This is a genomic window from Rhizobium quercicola, from assembly GCF_021168455.1.
Classification (GTDB): Bacteria; Pseudomonadota; Alphaproteobacteria; order Rhizobiales; family Rhizobiaceae; genus Ferranicluibacter; species Ferranicluibacter quercicola.
The window spans coordinates 69698-86196 of the sequence record NZ_JAJOZR010000011.1 but is presented as its reverse complement, the minus strand read 5'-3'; the positions used below and the strand labels follow the sequence as shown (position 1 = coordinate 86196).

Here is a 16499-nt window from a genome sequence, read left to right as displayed (position 1 = left end):
GGTCAACCTCTCGACGGCAAGTCGAACTTGCCGCCCCCAGTCTTCGTCGCGATCGGGAGACTTGATATCCGCAGACTTTCCAGTGTGAAGATAAGGCCCTCGCCCGGTCATTCCAAATCACTGTTTCTTTCGCTTTGTAACGCTTCTTCCCTGACGCCTATGTCCCTGCAAAGCTTGCGAAAAAACGGAAAAGCCTGGGCTTGGGGCCCAGGCGTTCCGGCAAGGTAGAAGGCGGGTGGAAATCAGTTCGACTGCCGGCGAAGGAAGGCCGGAATTTCGAGCTGATCGTCGTCCTGCGCACGCGGCTGCGGGTTCACGCGGCCGCGTTCGTCGAGCGCACCGCGACGCGGTGCGTAGACGCTCGCCTCGGTGGACAGCGGGCGGCGCTGCTGCGACGCAGCGCTCGGCGCTCCCGAGGTCATGTCCGACGCGACGGAATGATCTTCCTCTTCGCGGCGGCCGAGCGAATTCGTGATTCGCTTGAGAAGGCCCATCGGACCGCGCTCTTCGTGATGCGCGACGGCCGGCTGGGACCAGTGCTCGGCTTCGGCCTTCACCATCGGCGGGAAGTCCTCGACCTTCGGCATGCGAACCGATTCCGGCTGGCGCATCATCGGCGCGGGCTCGTGACGCTGAACCATCGGCTCATGCGGCATGTGGTGCGCCGGAGCATGCTGGGCATGCATCGGTGCGGCCTGCATCGGCTGCGGCTGGTAGACCGGCATCTCGACCGGAGCCTGCTGCATCGGCGCCTGCGGTGCCGGAGCCCGCATGACGGGTGCGGTTTCCGGTGCGCCGGCAAACAGCTTGCTCTGCGGACGGAAGTCGTCCTGGGCCTTTTCGGCGGCGCGCGCCTGGATCAGGAGTTCGCGTTCGATTTCGGCCTGGCGGATGGCTTCGGCGATGTGGTCGGCCTGCGGCGCCTGCGGCTGAGGCGCCGGCTGCTGCATGACGGGTGCCGGCTGGGCCTGCATGGACGGTGCGGCGGCAGGTGCTGCCGGACGTGCGGCGGGCTTGGATGCTACCGGGCGAAAGCTGGCAGTCCGATCGGCCACCTCCGCGGCCGTACGATCGATTCCGGTTGCAACGACGGAGACACGAATCATGCCTTCGAGCTCTTCGTCGAACGTCGCGCCGAGAATGATGTTGGCGTCCGGATCGACTTCCTCGCGGATACGCGTCGCGGCTTCGTCGACTTCGAAAAGGGTCATGTCGCGACCGCCGGTGATCGAGATCAGCAGGCCCTGCGCACCCTTCATCGAGGTTTCGTCGAGAAGCGGGTTGGCGATGGCGGCTTCGGCAGCGGCCATGGCGCGGCCATCGCCGGAGGCTTCGCCGGTGCCCATCATCGCACGGCCCATCTCGCGCATCACCGAACGAACGTCGGCGAAGTCGAGGTTAATAAGGCCTTCCTTGACCATGAGGTCGGTGATGCAGGCAACGCCCGAATACAGGACCTGGTCGGCCATCGCGAAGGCATCGGCAAACGTCGTCTTGTCGTTGGCGATGCGGAAGAGGTTCTGGTTGGGAATGACGATCAGCGTATCGACCGACTTCTGCAGTTCGGCGATGCCCTGGTCGGCAAGCCGCATGCGGCGCTGACCTTCGAAGTGGAAGGGCTTGGTGACGACGCCGACGGTCAGGATGCCCTTGTTGCGCGCCGCCTGAGCGACGACCGGAGCAGCACCCGTCCCCGTGCCGCCGCCCATGCCGGCGGTGACGAAGCACATATGCGTGCCGGAGAGGTGATCGATGATCTCGTCGATGCACTCTTCGGCGGCCGCGCGACCGACTTCCGGCTGCGAACCCGCGCCGAGACCTTCGGTAACGGCGACACCCATCTGGATGATTCGTTCGGCCTTGGTCATGGTCAGCGCCTGGGCGTCCGTGTTGGCGACGACGAAGTCGACACCCTGGAGACCTGCGGTGATCATGTTGTTGACGGCGTTGCCGCCGCCGCCGCCGACACCGATGACAGTGATGCGGGGCTTGAGCTCGGTGATATCCGGCTTCTGCAAGTTAATGGTCATTTTACCCGTTCCTTCCTGGTTTCTGGTCGCCTTGCCGAGCCGGCCAGATCTCAATTTACCCTTATGGCGGTTCTACCTTACGCGAACCTAGAAACTCTCTTTCAGCCACTGGCCCATTCGGGCAAAGCGGCTGTCGCCGCCGCCGAGGGCAGACAGCATCCCGCCCTGGGCGGCGTGCGTCTCCATTTCGGCGACCTGCGGATAGATCATCAGGCCGACAGCCGTAGAGAAGGCCGGTCCCTTGGCGGCCGGCGGCAGGCCGGAAACACCGAGGGGACGACCAATCCGCACGTTGCGGGCGAGAATACGGCGCGCCGCTTCCGGCAGGCCCGTCAGCTGGCTTCCGCCGCCGGTCAGAACGACGCGCTTGCCGACGATCGGCGAGAAGCCGGAACGCTGGATGCGGTCGCGAATGAGTTCGAGCGTCTCTTCGACGCGGGCACGCACGATTCGCGAAACGAGGGCGCGCGGCACGTGAGTCGGCTGGTCGCGATCGTCCTCGCCGATCGGCGGAACCGTCACCATCTCGCGCTCGTCGGCATCGTTCGGCATGGCCGATCCATGGACGACCTTCAGTCGCTCGGCGTCCTCGATCCGGGTCGAGAGACCGCGTGCGAGGTCCGTCGTCACGTGATGACCGCCAAGGCTCACGGCGTCGGCATGCACGAGCTTGCCTTCCGCAAAGACCGAGATCGTCGTCGTGCCGCCACCCATGTCGATGCAGGCGCAGCCGAGTTCGACCTCGTCATCCACCAGGGCGGAGAGGCCGCTGGCATAAGGCGTCGCGACGATGCCCTCGACCGAGAGATGCGCGCGGTTGATGCACAGTTCGAGGTTCTTGAGCGCCGCACGCTCGGCCGTCAGCACGTGCATATCGACGCCGAGAGTATCGCCGAACATGGCGAGCGGATCGCGGATGCCGCGTTCGCCGTCGAGCGAGAAGCCCGTTGGCAGGGAATGGAGAATCACGCGGTCCTGACGCTGCGAGCGTTGGCCGGCGGCCGCAAGAACCCGCTTGAGGTCTGCGCCGTCCACTTCCTGACCGCCGAGATCGACGGACGCCGTATAGATGTCGCTCTGCAGGCGGCCGGCGGAGACGTTGACGATCAGGCTGTCGATGGTCAGCCCGGCCATGCGCTCGGCGGCGTCGACGGCGAGCCGGACGACGCTTTCGGCCGCATCCAGATCGGCGATCACGCCGTTCTTCATGCCGTGCGACTTGTGATGGCCGAGACCGATGACCTCGATCGCATGCGTGCGACCGGGCAGGATCTGGCTTTCGGCGCGCGGTGTCAGGCGGCCGATCATGCAGACGACCTTCGTCGAACCGATGTCGAGCACGGAAACGATGTGGGATCGCTTCGCCGACAGGGGCTTCAGACGCGGCAGGCCGAAATGCGACGAACCGAACAGGCTCATATGCGGTCCTCTTGGCTCTCGATTTTCTTGAGCTGTTTGGTACGGGCTTCAAGGGCGACCTGTCGGCGCTCTGCGGCGCCGGGGGTCAGTTGGATGGTGGTGCGGTCTTCCAGACGAAGATCGACGGCGGCGATGTCGCGTTCCAGCAGCTGCTGGCCCTCTTCCATCGTGGACAGCACCTGCATGGCGCGGTCGAGATCCTGCTCGGGAAGCTTCACCATGACGCCGTTGTCGAGGATCAGATCCCAACGACGGCCGGCAACGCGGACATAGGCCTTCACGCGGCCGGCGATTTCCGGCCAGTCGGCGAAGCGGGCGTAGAAGTCGGCTGCAGCCGTTTCCGCATCGCGGCCGACGAACAGCGGCAGTTCGGCGAATTTGTTGTCGCGCAGCGGCGCGATCACGCTGCCGCTCTTTTCGATGAGCGAGAGATCGGACCCGTGCTGCCAGATCCCGAAAGCCTTGCGCTCCTTGAGGTTCACCTCGATGGTGCCGGGATAGACCTTGCGGACCGTCACCTCTTCCACCCAGGGCATCTTCGCGATCGCCTGACGAGCGGCATCGATGTCGAGCGCAACGAGAGACGTCGCACCGTCGAGGCCGATTTCCTGGAGAATGTCGATCTCCGACGTCTGATCGTTGCCCGAGATCTTTACGTCCTCGATGGCAAAGCCGGCGGCCGATGTTGTCGCCTTGGCGACTTCAGGCGTGTGCCCGCCGATCGCCATGCCGTAAAGACCGGTTGCCGCAAACAAGGCCAGCGCCGAGACAGTCCCGGTATGAGGTGCGAAATGGATGCGGCCCGTGCCGAGCGCAACGAAGAAGCGGACGACGCGGCGCAGCGGACGCGGCAGGACCACATGACCATCCATGTCCCGGAATTCCTGCGGCGCACGGACGCGCTCCTGGAAACGACCTCTCAACGCAAACACGACGCATCCTCCACGATCCAGCTGAGGAACTCACCAAAGGAATGGCCGGCATGAACCGCCATTTCAGGAACCAGCGATGTCGGGGTCATGCCCGGCTGCGTGTTGATTTCGAGCCAGATCAGTTCGCCGTCTTCGGACGCGCTTTCGTCGAGGCGGAAGTCGGAGCGGCTGACACCACGGCACCCCATCGCATGATGTGCCGCAACGGCCAGTCTTTGAATGTTTTGGTAAATATTCGGTAAAATTTCTGCCGGAATGACATGCTTCGAGCCACCGGCCACATATTTCGCATCGAAGTCGTAAAAGGCATGGCCCTGCGGAATAATCTCGGTCACGCCAAGCGCCTCGCCGCCCATCACGCCGCAGGTGAATTCGCGGCCAGGAATGTACCGCTCGACCATCACAAGGTCGCCATAGCGCCATTCGCTGGAGGTGATGATCTGCGGCGGGTGCGACTGGTCCTTCTGCACGATGACGACGCCAAAGCTCGACCCCTCGCGCACCGGCTTGACCACGTAGGGCGTGGGAATCGGGTGGTCGTGAGCGAAATCGTGCCGATCCATGACCTTCGCCTCGGCGACGGGAATGCCCGCAGCCTTCGCAACGATCTTCGCCTGCCCCTTGTCCATGGCCAGCGACGAGGCCAGCACGCCGGAATGCGTATAGGGGATTTCGAGATATTCCAGGATGCCCTGAATCGTGCCGTCTTCGCCGAACGGCCCGTGCAGCGCGTTGAACGCCACATCCGGGCGCAGAGTCCCGAGAACCGTCGCGATATCCCGGTCGACATCCACGCGGGTGACACGATAGCCGAAGGCTTCCAGGGCATCGGCACAGGCGGCGCCCGAAGACAGGCTGACCGGCCGCTCCGACGAGAAGCCCCCCATCAGCACTGCGACGTGTTTGCCACTCATGAAAACCCCCGACATTTCTGACCCATTCTGCGGCAGCGAAGCGACCGGTTCGAACCCGACTCAAAGCCTGCCTGCCTGCGCTCACTAAAGCGTCATTAAGGTTAACGAACCGTTTACTTTCGTTAACCAGGTGCGGTGAGCGGCATATCCGGGCGGGTCTTTCGACACGGCAGCTGCACCCTGTGTTCAAAATGGCACGGGTGCGGACCCTGCATGGCTGCAATCGATTCCCGGGCACTTTTCTGTCGAATGAAGCGCCCTCGCCGCGCATCCGCCCAAAGACAAGGCAGCGATAAGGCGGCACGGCAGCCGGCTATGCGACATCGTTCCACCTCACGCGATGCCGTCGGAGATTGCGCCATATTCTTGCGCAAAAAGGGTTTCTTCCGACATTAACTTGCCGTAAGAAGCCGTCAGCTACCTATGAGGGTGGCGGATCCTCAACACGGACAAGATCATGAGCAACGCGATATCTCCGGTATCGTCGAAGGCAGATGTCTTGGACGCACGCGCTACCAATTCCCCGGCTCGCGTGCTCCTGGCGAGCCTCGTCGGCACCACCATCGAATTTTTCGACTTCTACGTCTATGCGACGGCTGCCGTTCTGGTGTTCCCGACGCTGTTCTTCCCGAACACCGATCCGACGACGGCGCTGCTGGCTTCCTTCGCCACCTTTTCCATCGCCTTCTTCGCCCGCCCGCTCGGCGCGGTCGTCTTCGGCCATTATGGAGATCGCGTCGGCCGCAAGACCACACTGGTCGCAGCCCTTCTGACGATGGGTATCTCCACCGTCATCATCGGCCTTCTCCCCTCCTACGAATCGATCGGCGTTCTCGCGCCGCTGCTGCTGGCCTTGTGCCGGTTCGGCCAGGGCTTCGGCCTCGGCGGCGAGTGGGGCGGTGCCGTTCTGCTGGCGACCGAAAATGCGCCCGAAGGCAAGAAGAGCTGGTACGGAATGTTCCCGCAGCTCGGCGCGCCCGTCGGCCTCTTCCTCTCCTCGGGCGTCTTCTGGCTGCTGCTGCATGTCATGTCGCAGGAAGCACTGCTCAGCTGGGGCTGGCGCGTGCCGTTCATCGCCTCGATCCTACTGATCGCTGTCGGTCTCTGGGTGCGCCTCTCCATCACCGAGACGCCGGCGTTCCAGAAGACCATCGACAGCCACGAGCGCGTTCAGGTCCCGGTCGTCGAACTCTTCCGCAGCCACAAGCGGAGCCTCGTTCTCGGCACCTTCGTGGCGCTCGCCACCTTCGTGCTGTTCTACATCGGCTCGGCCTATCTTCTGTCCTACAACATCAAGGTTCTGAAGCTGCCCTTCGTCGATGCCCTGGAAATCCAGCTGCTCGGCGCCGTTCTCTTCGGCATCTTCATTCCGATCGCCGGCAAGCTTGCCGAGCGCTTTGGCCGCCGCGAGATCCTGATCGGCGTCACCGTGCTGATCGGCATCTTCTCCTTCTTCCTGCCGGGTCTGCTGACAAGCGGCGAAGCGAGCGTCGTCCTGTTCGTGGTCATCGGCATGGCGCTGATGGGCATCACCTATGGCCTGATCGGAACGGCGCTCGCCGCCCCCTTCCCGACCAATGTGCGCTACACGGGTTCGTCGATCACTTTCAACTTCGCCGGCATCTTTGGTGCCTCGCTCGCGCCCTACATCGCCACCTATCTGCAAGCGACGTACGGCATGACGGCCGTCGGCTACTATCTCCTGTTCGCCGCCGTCATCACGCTCGTCTGCATCCTGCTCTCGGGCAAAAACGAAGTCTGAGTTCAAGCGGAATCAGAACAAACAAAAAGGCCGCGATGTCCCTGACATCGCGGCCTTTTATACAACTTACAAATCCATGCAGAGTGTTTGTCGCCCAAGAGGCGGCTCGCCGCTTAGAAAACTTATTTCTTATCCTGGTTGGGATAACGCATGTAATCGACAGCAAGCCACGCCAGACCCAAGACTGACACCGTGATCGGTACACCCCACCAGAACAGCACTTGTTGTGTCATGTCTTCAACCTTCCAAGAACACGTTGAGAAATTAAATGTAGGATAACTGCGCCGATTAGCCAACAGGTCGCATTGAAAACGCTCCATAGCGAAGCAGTCGAGGGCGTCAGCGCAACAACAGGACCAAGAACGCCAACAACGACCAATGCCGTGGAAAGCCGGTCGAGAGAACTCGCAACGAGCTTCATTCGCTCATTGTGAACGAGAGGCGATGCGCTCTCGCCTGCCATCACACCGTCGCCCGGCCCAGAAACTCCCGCACCTCATAACCGGCCATGAATTTGCCGATCCGCTTGATCTCCCATTCCAGCTTGATGCCGGAATGCTCCATCACGCGCTGGCGCACGGTTTCGCCGAGATATTCGAGCTCGTAGCCGCTTGCCTGACCCGTATTGATCATGAAGTTGCAATGCATCGGCGACATCTGGGCGCCGCCGATCATCATGCCGCGGCAGCCGGCTTCGTCGATGAGCTTCCAGGCGGAATGCCCTTCCGGATTCTTGAAGGTCGAGCCGCCGGTCTTCTCGCGGATCGGCTGAACGGTCTCGCGGTGCTGGCGCACGGCATCCATGTCGGCGCGGATCTTTGCCTTGTCTTCCGGGTAACCCTCGAAAACCGCGTGCGTGAAGATAAGGTCCTTCGGCGCATGCGAATGCCGGTAGCTGTAGCCCATGTCGGCATTGCTCAGCACGTGCGTCTCGCCCTGACGGTCGACGGCATGCACCTCGACCACCCGCTCGTGCGTCTCGCCGCCATTCGCGCCCGCGTTCATGCGCAACGCGCCGCCGACGGTACCGGGGATACCGTAGTAAAAGAAGAAGCCGCCAATGCCGTGATCGAGCGTCATCGCCGCGAGGTTCTTGTCCGGGCATATCGCGCCGGCCTTCACGCGGTTGTCGCCCACACGTTCGATATCGCCAAAGCCCTTGGCGGAAAGGCGGATCACGACACCGGGAATGCCGCCGTCGCGCACCAGCAGGTTGGAGCCGACGCCGGCCACCATCACCGGCACGTCTTCGGGAACGAGCTTCAGGAACGTCACGAGATCGTCGACGTCGTGGGGCTGGAACATCAGCTCGGCCAGTCCGCCGGCGCGGAACCACGTCACGCGGTCCATGGGCGCATCCGGCGTCAGCCGTCCCCGAAGCGCGTTGACGCCCTCGCCAAGCGATGCGAGCAGCTTTGTTCCGTCGACCTGTTTCATGCGTCCTGTCCTGTCCCCTGCCCTGTGATGTCGGCCAATTCCTTTGGCAGCGCCGCAGCCCAGTAGGTAATGCTGCCGGCGCCCAAAAGAACCACGAAGTCACCGGGTTGTGCAATGGTGGAGACGAGCGGCGCAAGGGCTTCCGGCCCGTCCACATAGCGGGCATCGCGATGTCCGCCCGCTTTGATCCGGGAAACCAGCTCCTGGGAGGTGATGCCCTCGATCGGCTCCTCGCCGGCCGAGTAGACGGGCGACAGAAGAATCGTATCGGCATCGTTGAAGCAGGCCGCGAAATCCTCGAACAGGCTCTGCAGGCGCGAGAATCGATGCGGCTGGTGCACGGCGATGATTCGGCCCTGGCAGGCCTCGCGTGCGGCGCGCAGCACGGCCTTGATCTCGACCGGGTGGTGCCCGTAGTCGTCATAGATCCGAACGTTGTTCCACTCGCCGGTAAAGGTAAAGCGCCGCTTGACGCCGCCGAACGCGGCAAGACCCTTGGCGATATCCTCGGAATTCATGCCGAGCCGGTTGGCGACGGCAATCGCGGCCGTCGCGTTGGAGACGTTGTGACGACCGGGCATCGGCAGGCGCAGGTCCTTCAGCTCGATCAGCTGGCCCGTGCGGCGACGCCGGATGGCGACGTCGAAGATGGAAGTCGCCCCGTCCATGCGGATGTTGAAGAACCGCACGTCCGCCTGCGGGTTCTCGCCATAGGTGATGACCTTGCGATCCTCGATCTTGGAGACCATCGTCTGCACCTCGGGATGGTCGAGACACATCACGCCGAAACCGTAGAACGGGACGTTTTCGACGAACTGGCGAAACGCCGCGCGCACCTGGTCGAACGTGCCGTAATGATCGAGGTGCTCCGGGTCGATATTGGTGACAACAGCTACATCGGCCGGAAGCTTCAGGAAAGTGCCGTCTGATTCGTCGGCCTCCACCACCATCCACTCGCCGGCACCCATGCGCGCATTGGTGCCATAGGCATTGATGATGCCGCCATTGATCACGGTCGGGTCGAGACCGCCGGCTTCCAGCAGTGCCGCGACCATCGAGGTCGTGGTCGTCTTGCCATGCGTCCCGCCGATGGCGATCGAGCTGCGGAACCGCATCAGCTCGGCCAGCATCTCGGCACGGCGCACGACGGGCAGCAGCTTCTCGCGGGCCGCGATCAGCTCCGGATTGGTCTTCTTGATCGCCGTGGACACGACGACGACCTCGGACTCGCCGAGGTTCTCCGCCTTGTGGCCGACGAAGACCTCGATGCCCTTCTCGCGCAACCTCTGGACGTTGGCGCTGTCGGACTGATCCGAACCCTGGACGCGGTGGCCGAGATTGTGCAGCACTTCCGCAATGCCGCTCATTCCGATCCCGCCGATACCGATGAAATGGACGAGGCCGATCGTCTGCGGCAGTTTCATGAGCGTTTTTCCTTGAATTGGGCAATTGTCTGGCCGCTGGCAATAGCCTCTACCATGCCGGCAAGCAAGCGCGCGGCGTCCGGCCGGCCTGCAGCCTTGGCGCTGGTCGCCATGGCCGCCATGCTCTCAGGGTTGTTCATCGCATCGCGAAGGAAGCCCGCCAGAACCTCCGGCGTCAGGTCCTTCTGCGGCACGAGCCGTGCCGCTCCGGTCTCTGCAAGCGCCGCCGCATTCGCCGCCTGATCGTGATCGAGCGCGAAGGGATAGGGTACGAGGATGGAAGGACGACCGATGACGGCGATTTCCGATACGGTGGAGGCACCGGAGCGGCAGACGAGCAGATGAGCCGCGGCGATCCGTCCGGCCATATCGGTGAAGAAGGGCGAGATCTCCGCCGTCAGCTCGAATTTCGCCATTGCCGTCCGGGCTCCGTCAAGGTCCTCCGGGCGCGCCTGTTGCGTGACATGCAGCCGGGCGCGAAGCTCGGGCTCCAGCAGGGCGATGGCCGCGGGAATGGCCTTGGAAAAGAACTGCGCCCCCTGGCTGCCGCCGAACACGACGAGCCGGAAGGCCTCGCCTGTGCCGGAGGCCGCATAGGGAACCTCGGCCGCTTCGAGCACGGCCGGGCGCACGGGATTGCCCGTCGTCACCGTCTTGCGGGCATAGCGCCCATTCGTCTCCGGCAGGAAGCCGCCGGCAATTGCGGTGACGCGGCCGGCAAGACCCTTGTTCGCGCGGCCCATGACGGCGTTCTGTTCGTGAATGATCGTGGGGATCCGCAGCCGGCTGGCGGCAAGAAGCGGCGGCACGGTCGGATAGCCTCCGAACCCGACGACCACCTTCGGCTTCACCTCTTTGAGAATAGCGCGGGCCTCGCGCAGGCCGCTCCACAGCTGCCAGAGCGAGGACGCGACCTTCACGGGATTGCGCGAGCCGATCGTGGCGGAGCGCACAACATGGATGCGCTCGGCCGGGAAGGAACCGGCATAGCGCTCGGCCCGGTGGTCTGTGATCAGGTGCACCGTAAAATCCAGTGCGGCCAGTTCGTGCGCAAGCGCCTCGGCTGGAAAAAGATGACCGCCGGTACCTCCGGCGGCTAGCATGACGATGCCCTTGGTCAAGACTCGAGACCTCCAGTACGAAGCGTGTTGCGCAAACCTGCGCAGCGAAGATGTGTCAAAAAAGCACGGACGAAATGTTCTAGCGCATAATGTCGGAAATCGGGACCGGTTTCCTGACCCATTCTGCAGCCGCTTGAAGTGCCACAGCGTCGCGTGTCGGAGGGACGCGCGACGCTGTCATGTCATGATCGACACCCCGGAGAAGCGCGCATGGAATGCCGTGATCCTACTCCGCAGCGACGGGCGCACCGGTGCGGAACAGACTGCGCTCCAGAGCGCGCTTTTCCGGGCGGTGGCGGGTGAGAGCCAGAATGAAGCCGGCGGTGACGCAGATCGCGATCATCGAAGACCCGCCATAGGAGATCAGCGGCAGCGTCATGCCCTTGGCGGGCAGCAGTTCGAGATTGACCCCGACATTGATGATCGACTGGATGCCGATCTGCAGCACGAGGCCGGCAACCGCGAACCGGTTGAAGTCGTTGCGCTCGCGAAACGCATGGCTGAGGCCGCGCATGACGAGGAACGAGAAGATGGCGACGATCACCATGCAGAACACGATGCCGAACTCCTCGGCCGCGACCGAGAAGATGAAGTCGGTATGGCTGTCGGGGATGATCCGCTTGATGATGCCCTCGCCGGGACCCTGCCCCAGCCAGTCGCCGCGGATGATCGCTTCGCGCGCCGTGTCCACTTGGAACGTGTCGCCTTCGCCGGTCATGAACCGGTCGATACGGCCGGCCACGTGCGGAAGCAGCGTATAGGCGACGACCAGACCCCCGACGGCCGAACCGCCGAGAACGACGATCCAGAGCCACGGCATTCCCGCCATGAAGAACATGCCGCCCCAGACGGCCGTCGTCAGGATGGTCTGCCCGAGGTCGGGCTGGGCGATAAGGAGCGTGGCGACGATGCCGTAAAGCAGGATCGCAAAGAGATTGCCGGGAATTTCCGGCTGGCGGGCGTGTTCGGAGAAGAGCCAGGCGCAGACGATAACGAAGGCCGGCTTCATGAATTCGGACGGCTGGATGCCAATCGGGCCGATGGAGAACCAGCGGCGCGAGCCCTTGATCTCGACGCCGAAGAACAGCGCCAGGATCATCATCGCGATGGACGCGGCGAGAATGACGATGGCCGTGCGACGGACCTGACGCGGCGTCAAAAACGACAGGCCGATCATGACGATCAGCGACGGAATGAGGAAGGCCGCCTGACGCTTCACGAAGTGGAAGCTGTCGAGCCCCAGCCGTTCGGCGACCGCAGGGCTCGCGGCGAAGGACAGCATGAAGCCGATGCCCATCAACAGAATGAACGTCGCCAGGAAGAACCTGTCGATGGTCCAGAACCAGTCGGCCACAGGGCCACGCTCCGCACGACTCACCATGTCATCATCCTCGTCAAAGAGCGCCGTCGCGCCGTAAACCGTCGAACCGCGGCGGCAAAACCGCCACGGCCGTCAAATCAGCATGGTCACGCCGGGAAGAGCGGCCACATGGGCCACGAACGCATCCCCGCGCATCTCGAAGTTTCTGTACTGGTCGAAGCTTGCGCAAGCCGGTGATAACAGAACGGCGGCCGTCAACCCGTCGCGCGCCGCGTCCGCCGCGGCATCGGCCACGGCCCTCTCCAGCGTCTCCGACCGGTCGAACGGGACGGCATCGCCGAGCGTTGCCGCGAAATCGTCGGCGGCACGGCCGATCAGATAGGCCTTGGCAATCTTCGGGAAAAACGGCGACAGTGACGCGATCCCGCCTTCCTTGGCCACGCCGCCGGCAATCCAGTAGATCCGCTCGAAACTCGACAGCGCCGGCGCTGCCGCCTCCGCATTGGTGGCCTTGCTGTCATTGACGAAGGTCACGTCGCCGACCGTGGCGACAGGCTGCATGCGATGCTTCAGCCCGGGAAAAGAGGCAAGCCCCGCAAGAATGTCCGCCTTCGACACGCCGACCGCAAGGCAGGCGGCGATCGCCGCTGCCGCGTTCTGGCCATTATGGCTGCCGCGCAAGGTCGCGATGCCGGAGAGATCGGCAAAGACCTCCGCAAGGCCGGCCTCGGCGCGCATCACGGCGGCGTCCTGGGCAAAGTAGCCGTCGCCCAGCGACCGGTGACGCGCGATGCGGGTGACGGCACGACCGGCGAGCGCCACGCGATCCGCAATCGCCTCGCACCAGGCATCGTCCACGCCGATGATGGCCGTCCGGCTCGCAGCGACGAGGCGTTCCTTGATCGCCGCGTAGTTTTCCATCGTCCCGTGCCGGTCGATATGGTCGGGCGTGAGGTTGAGGAGGATGCCGGCGGTCGGTTCCAGCGACGGCGCAAGGTCGATCTGGTAGGACGAGCACTCGACCACATAGAAGCGATCCTCCGTCGGAGGATCGAGCGTCAGCACCGCCGTGCCGATATTGCCGCCGAGCTGCGTGTCGCGGCCACTGGCGGCAAGGATATGCGCGATGAGCGCCGTCGTCGTGGACTTGCCGTTGGTGCCGGTAATGGCGATCAGCGGCGCCTCGGGCGAAAGAACCCGTCGTTCGCGCGAGAACAGCTCGACGTCGCCGATCACCTCGACCCCGGCCTTGCGCGCGAGATCGACCGTCCAGTGCGGTGTCGGATGGGTCAGCGGCACGCCGGGCGACAGGACGAAGGCGGCGAAGGCCGACCAGTCGGCCTGCCGCAGATCGCCCGTGCCGATACCCTCGGCCGCCGCCTTCGCCACGCTCTCAGCATTGTCGTCCCACGCCGTCACGGTGGCGCCGCCGGCCACCAGCGCGCGCGCGGTCGCAAGCCCGGAGCCTCCGAGACCGAAAAGGGCGACGTGCCGCCCGTTGAGCGTGGTGACCGGGATCATCGGCTTACCGCAATTTCAGCGTGGAGAGACCGACCATCGCCAGAATGACGGCGATGATCCAGAAGCGGATGACGACCTGGCTTTCCGTCCAGCCCTTCTTTTCGAAATGGTGGTGGATCGGCGCCATGAGAAACACGCGGCGGCCGGTGCGCTTGAACCAGAAGACCTGGATGATGACGGACAAGGTCTCCATGACGAACAGGCCGCCGATGATGACCATGACGATCTCGTGCTTGGTGGCGACGGCGACGGTACCGATGAGACCGCCGAGCGCCAGCGACCCGGTGTCGCCCATGAAGATGGCAGCAGGCGGCGCGTTGAACCAGAGGAAACCGAGCCCCGCCCCGATCACCGCCCCGAGAATGACGGCCAACTCCCCCGTGCCGGGCACGAAATGGATCTGCAGGTAGTTCGCGAACACCGCGTTGCCGGCAAGGTAGGCGATGACGCCGAACGACGCCGCCGCGATCATGACAGGCACGATGGCGAGACCGTCGAGCCCGTCCGTCAGGTTCACCGCATTGCCGGCGCCGACGATGACGAAGCCGCCGAACAGGATGAAGAAATAGCCGAGGTTCAGCGTAAAATCCTTGAGGAACGGGAACGTCAGCGAGGAGCCGAACGTCGAGCCGGCCGTGCCCGCCGAAATCGCCGAACGCATCATGAAGAACACAGCGACGGCGGCGACCGCGAACTCGATCCCGAGGCGCGCCTTGCCGGAAAAGCCCTTGTCGGACTGCTTCGTCACCTTGAGATAGTCGTCGTAGAAACCGATGGCGCCGAAGCCGAGCGTGACGAGCAGGGTCGAGACCACATAGACGCTGGAGAGGTCGGCCCACAGCAGCGAAGAGACGACGATACCGGCCAGGATCATCAGGCCGCCCATCGTCGGGGTGCCCGCCTTCTTGAAATGCGTCTGAGGTCCGTCGGCGCGGATCGGCTGCCCCCGACCCTGACGCACGCGCAGCGACGAAATCATCTTCGGACCGAACAGGAAGACGATCATGGCCGAGGTGAAGAGCGCCGCACCGGTGCGGAAGGTGATGTACCGGAACAGATTGAAAAACTGGAAATGGTCCGCCAGTTCGACAAGCCAGATGAGCATGAGGGACCCTTCCCCGAGAATTCGATGTCGACACCCCCTCGCAACCGGAGAGGATCGTTGATGAAAAGCGCGCGCTAGAGCGCTCGCTCCGTTTCGGCCTGCGCCGGAAATGTATCGAGAAGCGCCTGGACGATCCGTCCGCAGCCCGTTCCCTTCGAGGATTTGATCATGACGACATCGCCGGCGCGCACCGAGGCGACCGCGTGATTGCGCAGATCGTCGACCGCATCGCAATGCACGACGGAGACCGTCTCCGGCAGGGCATCCCGCAGATGCGTCATCTCGGGTCCGGCAACCCAGACCGTGTCGATGCCCTGCTGCAGGAGCGGAGCCGCGAGAGACGCATGGGCCTGCGCGGAATGCGTGCCCATTTCCAGCATGTCGCCGAGAATGGCGATCCGCCGTCCGCCCGCAATGCCGGTCTCCGCCTCGCCGAGAAGGGCGATGGCTGCGCGCATGGAGGCGGGATTGGCATTGTAGCTCTCGTCGATCAATGTCAGCGTGCCCGTGCCCACGGACAGGCGATGGCGCTCGCCACGGCCCTTTTCCGGCTGCAGCGTCGCGAGCGCCGATATCACCGTCTCGAGGTCCGCGCCGACAAGGCTCGCCGCGCCGAGCACGGCCAGCGCATTCTCGGCGATGTGCCGCCCGGGCGCCCCGAGCGGAATCTCGAGCGTGCGGCCATCGATCATCGCCCACAGCGTGCCGCCCTCCGGCGTTGCCGCATATTCGATCATCCGGAAGTCGGCGCGCTGATCGACGCCGAAGCTGTGGACGTTGGAGACGCCGAGCATGGCGGCCGCCTTTTCCAGCGTGCCGAACTGCGCATTGTCGCGGTTGAGCAGGACATGACCGCCATCGACCAGCCCTTCCATGATCTCGGCCTTCGCCGTGGCGATCTCGTCGAGATCGCGGAAATTGCCGAGATGCGCCGGGGCGATCGTGGTGATCACGGCGACATGCGGGCGCACCATGCGCACCAGCGGCCGGATCTCGTCCGGGTGGTTCATGCCGATCTCGAACACACCGTAGTCCGTGGCTTCGGGCATGCGCGCGAGCGTCAGCGGAACGCCCCAGTGATTGTTGAAGGAGGCGACGGACGCATGCACGCGGCCGCTCGGCGACAGCGCATGCCGCAGCATCTCCTTGGTGGTCGTCTTGCCGACGGAGCCCGTGACCGCGATGATCTTGGCCGCACTGCGGTCGCGCGCCGCGCAGCCGAGCCGGACCATGGCCGCGAGCACGTCGTCCACGACGATCATCGGCGCGATCAGGCGCCCGAGCGCCGGCAGCTTGCCTTCGCTGACCACGAGAAGCGCGGCACCATTGGCGATGGCGAGGCCCGCATAGTCATGCCCGTCCACCCGGTCGCCCTTGATGGCGAAGAAAGCCTCGCCCTTGCCCATGGCGCGGCTGTCGATCGAGATGCCGGTAATGCCCTGCGGCAGGTTGCCCACGGGGCGCCCATGCATGGCCGCCATCAGGTCGGCGCTCGTCCAGAGAAAACCCATGT

12 protein-coding genes are annotated in these 16499 nt (G+C 64.0%); 1 reads left to right on the top strand and 11 read right to left on the bottom strand.

All coding sequences use genetic code 11. From position 1 onward, the window contains the following. Positions 1 to 242: 242 nt before the first annotated feature. The 4 genes from ftsZ to LRX75_RS17185 all read right to left on the bottom strand — a co-directional run bounded on the left by ftsZ (position 243) and on the right by LRX75_RS17185 (position 5295). Positions 243 to 2030 carry a cell division protein FtsZ gene (gene ftsZ / locus LRX75_RS17200; protein WP_231815913.1) on the bottom strand — a complete coding sequence of 596 codons (1788 nt, stop codon included), beginning with the start codon at positions 2028 to 2030 and terminating at the stop codon, positions 243 to 245. Positions 2031 to 2117: 87 nt separating this feature from the next. Continuing rightward, positions 2118 to 3449 carry a cell division protein FtsA gene (gene ftsA, locus LRX75_RS17195; RefSeq protein WP_110728194.1) on the bottom strand — a complete coding sequence of 444 codons (1332 nt, stop codon included), beginning with the start codon at positions 3447 to 3449 and terminating at the stop codon, positions 2118 to 2120. Next, complete coding sequence (locus LRX75_RS17190) at positions 3446 to 4381, bottom strand: cell division protein FtsQ/DivIB (protein WP_231815912.1); 936 nt, start codon at positions 4379 to 4381, stop codon at positions 3446 to 3448. The genes ftsA and LRX75_RS17190 overlap by 4 nt, the downstream gene beginning before the upstream one ends. Continuing rightward, positions 4369 to 5295 carry a D-alanine--D-alanine ligase gene (locus LRX75_RS17185; RefSeq protein ID WP_231816006.1) on the bottom strand — a complete coding sequence of 309 codons (927 nt, stop codon included), beginning with the start codon at positions 5293 to 5295 and terminating at the stop codon, positions 4369 to 4371. The genes LRX75_RS17190 and LRX75_RS17185 overlap by 13 nt, the downstream gene beginning before the upstream one ends. Positions 5296 to 5752: 457 nt before the next feature. Here LRX75_RS17185 and LRX75_RS17180 point away from each other — a divergent pair, with 457 nt between their 5' ends. Beyond that, entirely contained in the window at positions 5753 to 7057 is a 1305-nt protein-coding gene (locus tag LRX75_RS17180) for an MFS transporter (protein WP_231815911.1), read from the top strand. Between the two features lie 462 nt (positions 7058 to 7519). Here the strand turns inward: LRX75_RS17180 and murB are convergent, their stop codons facing one another. The 7 genes from murB to LRX75_RS17145 all read right to left on the bottom strand — a co-directional run bounded on the left by murB (position 7520) and on the right by LRX75_RS17145 (position 16497). Then, the gene (murB, locus tag LRX75_RS17175; RefSeq protein WP_231815910.1) at positions 7520 to 8494 is read right to left on the bottom strand and encodes a UDP-N-acetylmuramate dehydrogenase; all 975 of its coding nucleotides are present in this window, start codon (positions 8492 to 8494) and stop codon (positions 7520 to 7522) included. After that, entirely contained in the window at positions 8491 to 9918 is a 1428-nt protein-coding gene (gene murC / locus LRX75_RS17170) for a UDP-N-acetylmuramate--L-alanine ligase (RefSeq protein ID WP_113148987.1), read from the bottom strand. The genes murB and murC overlap by 4 nt, the downstream gene beginning before the upstream one ends. Beyond that, positions 9915 to 11039 carry an undecaprenyldiphospho-muramoylpentapeptide beta-N-acetylglucosaminyltransferase gene (gene murG / locus LRX75_RS17165; RefSeq protein WP_231815909.1) on the bottom strand — a complete coding sequence of 375 codons (1125 nt, stop codon included), beginning with the start codon at positions 11037 to 11039 and terminating at the stop codon, positions 9915 to 9917. Before murG ends, murC begins: the two co-directional genes overlap by 4 nt. Before the next feature lie 226 nt (positions 11040 to 11265). Next, positions 11266 to 12420 (bottom strand): putative lipid II flippase FtsW, encoded by a 1155-nt coding sequence (gene ftsW, locus LRX75_RS17160; protein WP_092934414.1) that lies wholly within the window; start codon positions 12418 to 12420, stop codon positions 11266 to 11268. Between the two features lie 72 nt (positions 12421 to 12492). Then, positions 12493 to 13881, bottom strand: a complete 1389-nt coding sequence (gene murD / locus LRX75_RS17155) for a UDP-N-acetylmuramoyl-L-alanine--D-glutamate ligase (protein WP_231815908.1) — start codon at positions 13879 to 13881, stop codon at positions 12493 to 12495. Positions 13882 to 13885: 4 nt separating this feature from the next. Beyond that, positions 13886 to 14986 (bottom strand): phospho-N-acetylmuramoyl-pentapeptide-transferase, encoded by a 1101-nt coding sequence (gene mraY / locus LRX75_RS17150; protein WP_113148991.1) that lies wholly within the window; start codon positions 14984 to 14986, stop codon positions 13886 to 13888. 74 nt (positions 14987 to 15060) lie between these two features. Next, positions 15061 to 16497, bottom strand: a complete 1437-nt coding sequence (locus LRX75_RS17145) for a UDP-N-acetylmuramoylalanyl-D-glutamyl-2,6-diaminopimelate--D-alanyl-D-alanine ligase (protein ID WP_231815907.1) — start codon at positions 16495 to 16497, stop codon at positions 15061 to 15063. Positions 16498 to 16499 lie beyond the last annotated feature (2 nt).

Coding starts and splice junctions, on each gene's coding strand:
- ftsW (WP_092934414.1), bottom strand. CDS start 12,420: ATGGTGAGTCGTGCGGAGCGTGGCCCTGTGGCCGACTGGTTCTGGACC.
- murC (WP_113148987.1), bottom strand. CDS start 9,918: ATGAAACTGCCGCAGACGATCGGCCTCGTCCATTTCATCGGTATCGGC.
- LRX75_RS17145 (WP_231815907.1), bottom strand. CDS start 16,497: ATGGGTTTTCTCTGGACGAGCGCCGACCTGATGGCGGCCATGCATGGG.
- LRX75_RS17180 (WP_231815911.1), top strand. CDS start 5,753: ATGAGCAACGCGATATCTCCGGTATCGTCGAAGGCAGATGTCTTGGAC.
- LRX75_RS17185 (WP_231816006.1), bottom strand. CDS start 5,295: ATGAGTGGCAAACACGTCGCAGTGCTGATGGGGGGCTTCTCGTCGGAG.
- murB (WP_231815910.1), bottom strand. CDS start 8,494: ATGAAACAGGTCGACGGAACAAAGCTGCTCGCATCGCTTGGCGAGGGC.
- murD (WP_231815908.1), bottom strand. CDS start 13,881: ATGATCCCGGTCACCACGCTCAACGGGCGGCACGTCGCCCTTTTCGGT.
- ftsZ (WP_231815913.1), bottom strand. CDS start 2,030: ATGACCATTAACTTGCAGAAGCCGGATATCACCGAGCTCAAGCCCCGC.
- ftsA (WP_110728194.1), bottom strand. CDS start 3,449: ATGAGCCTGTTCGGTTCGTCGCATTTCGGCCTGCCGCGTCTGAAGCCC.
- mraY (WP_113148991.1), bottom strand. CDS start 14,986: ATGCTCATCTGGCTTGTCGAACTGGCGGACCATTTCCAGTTTTTCAAT.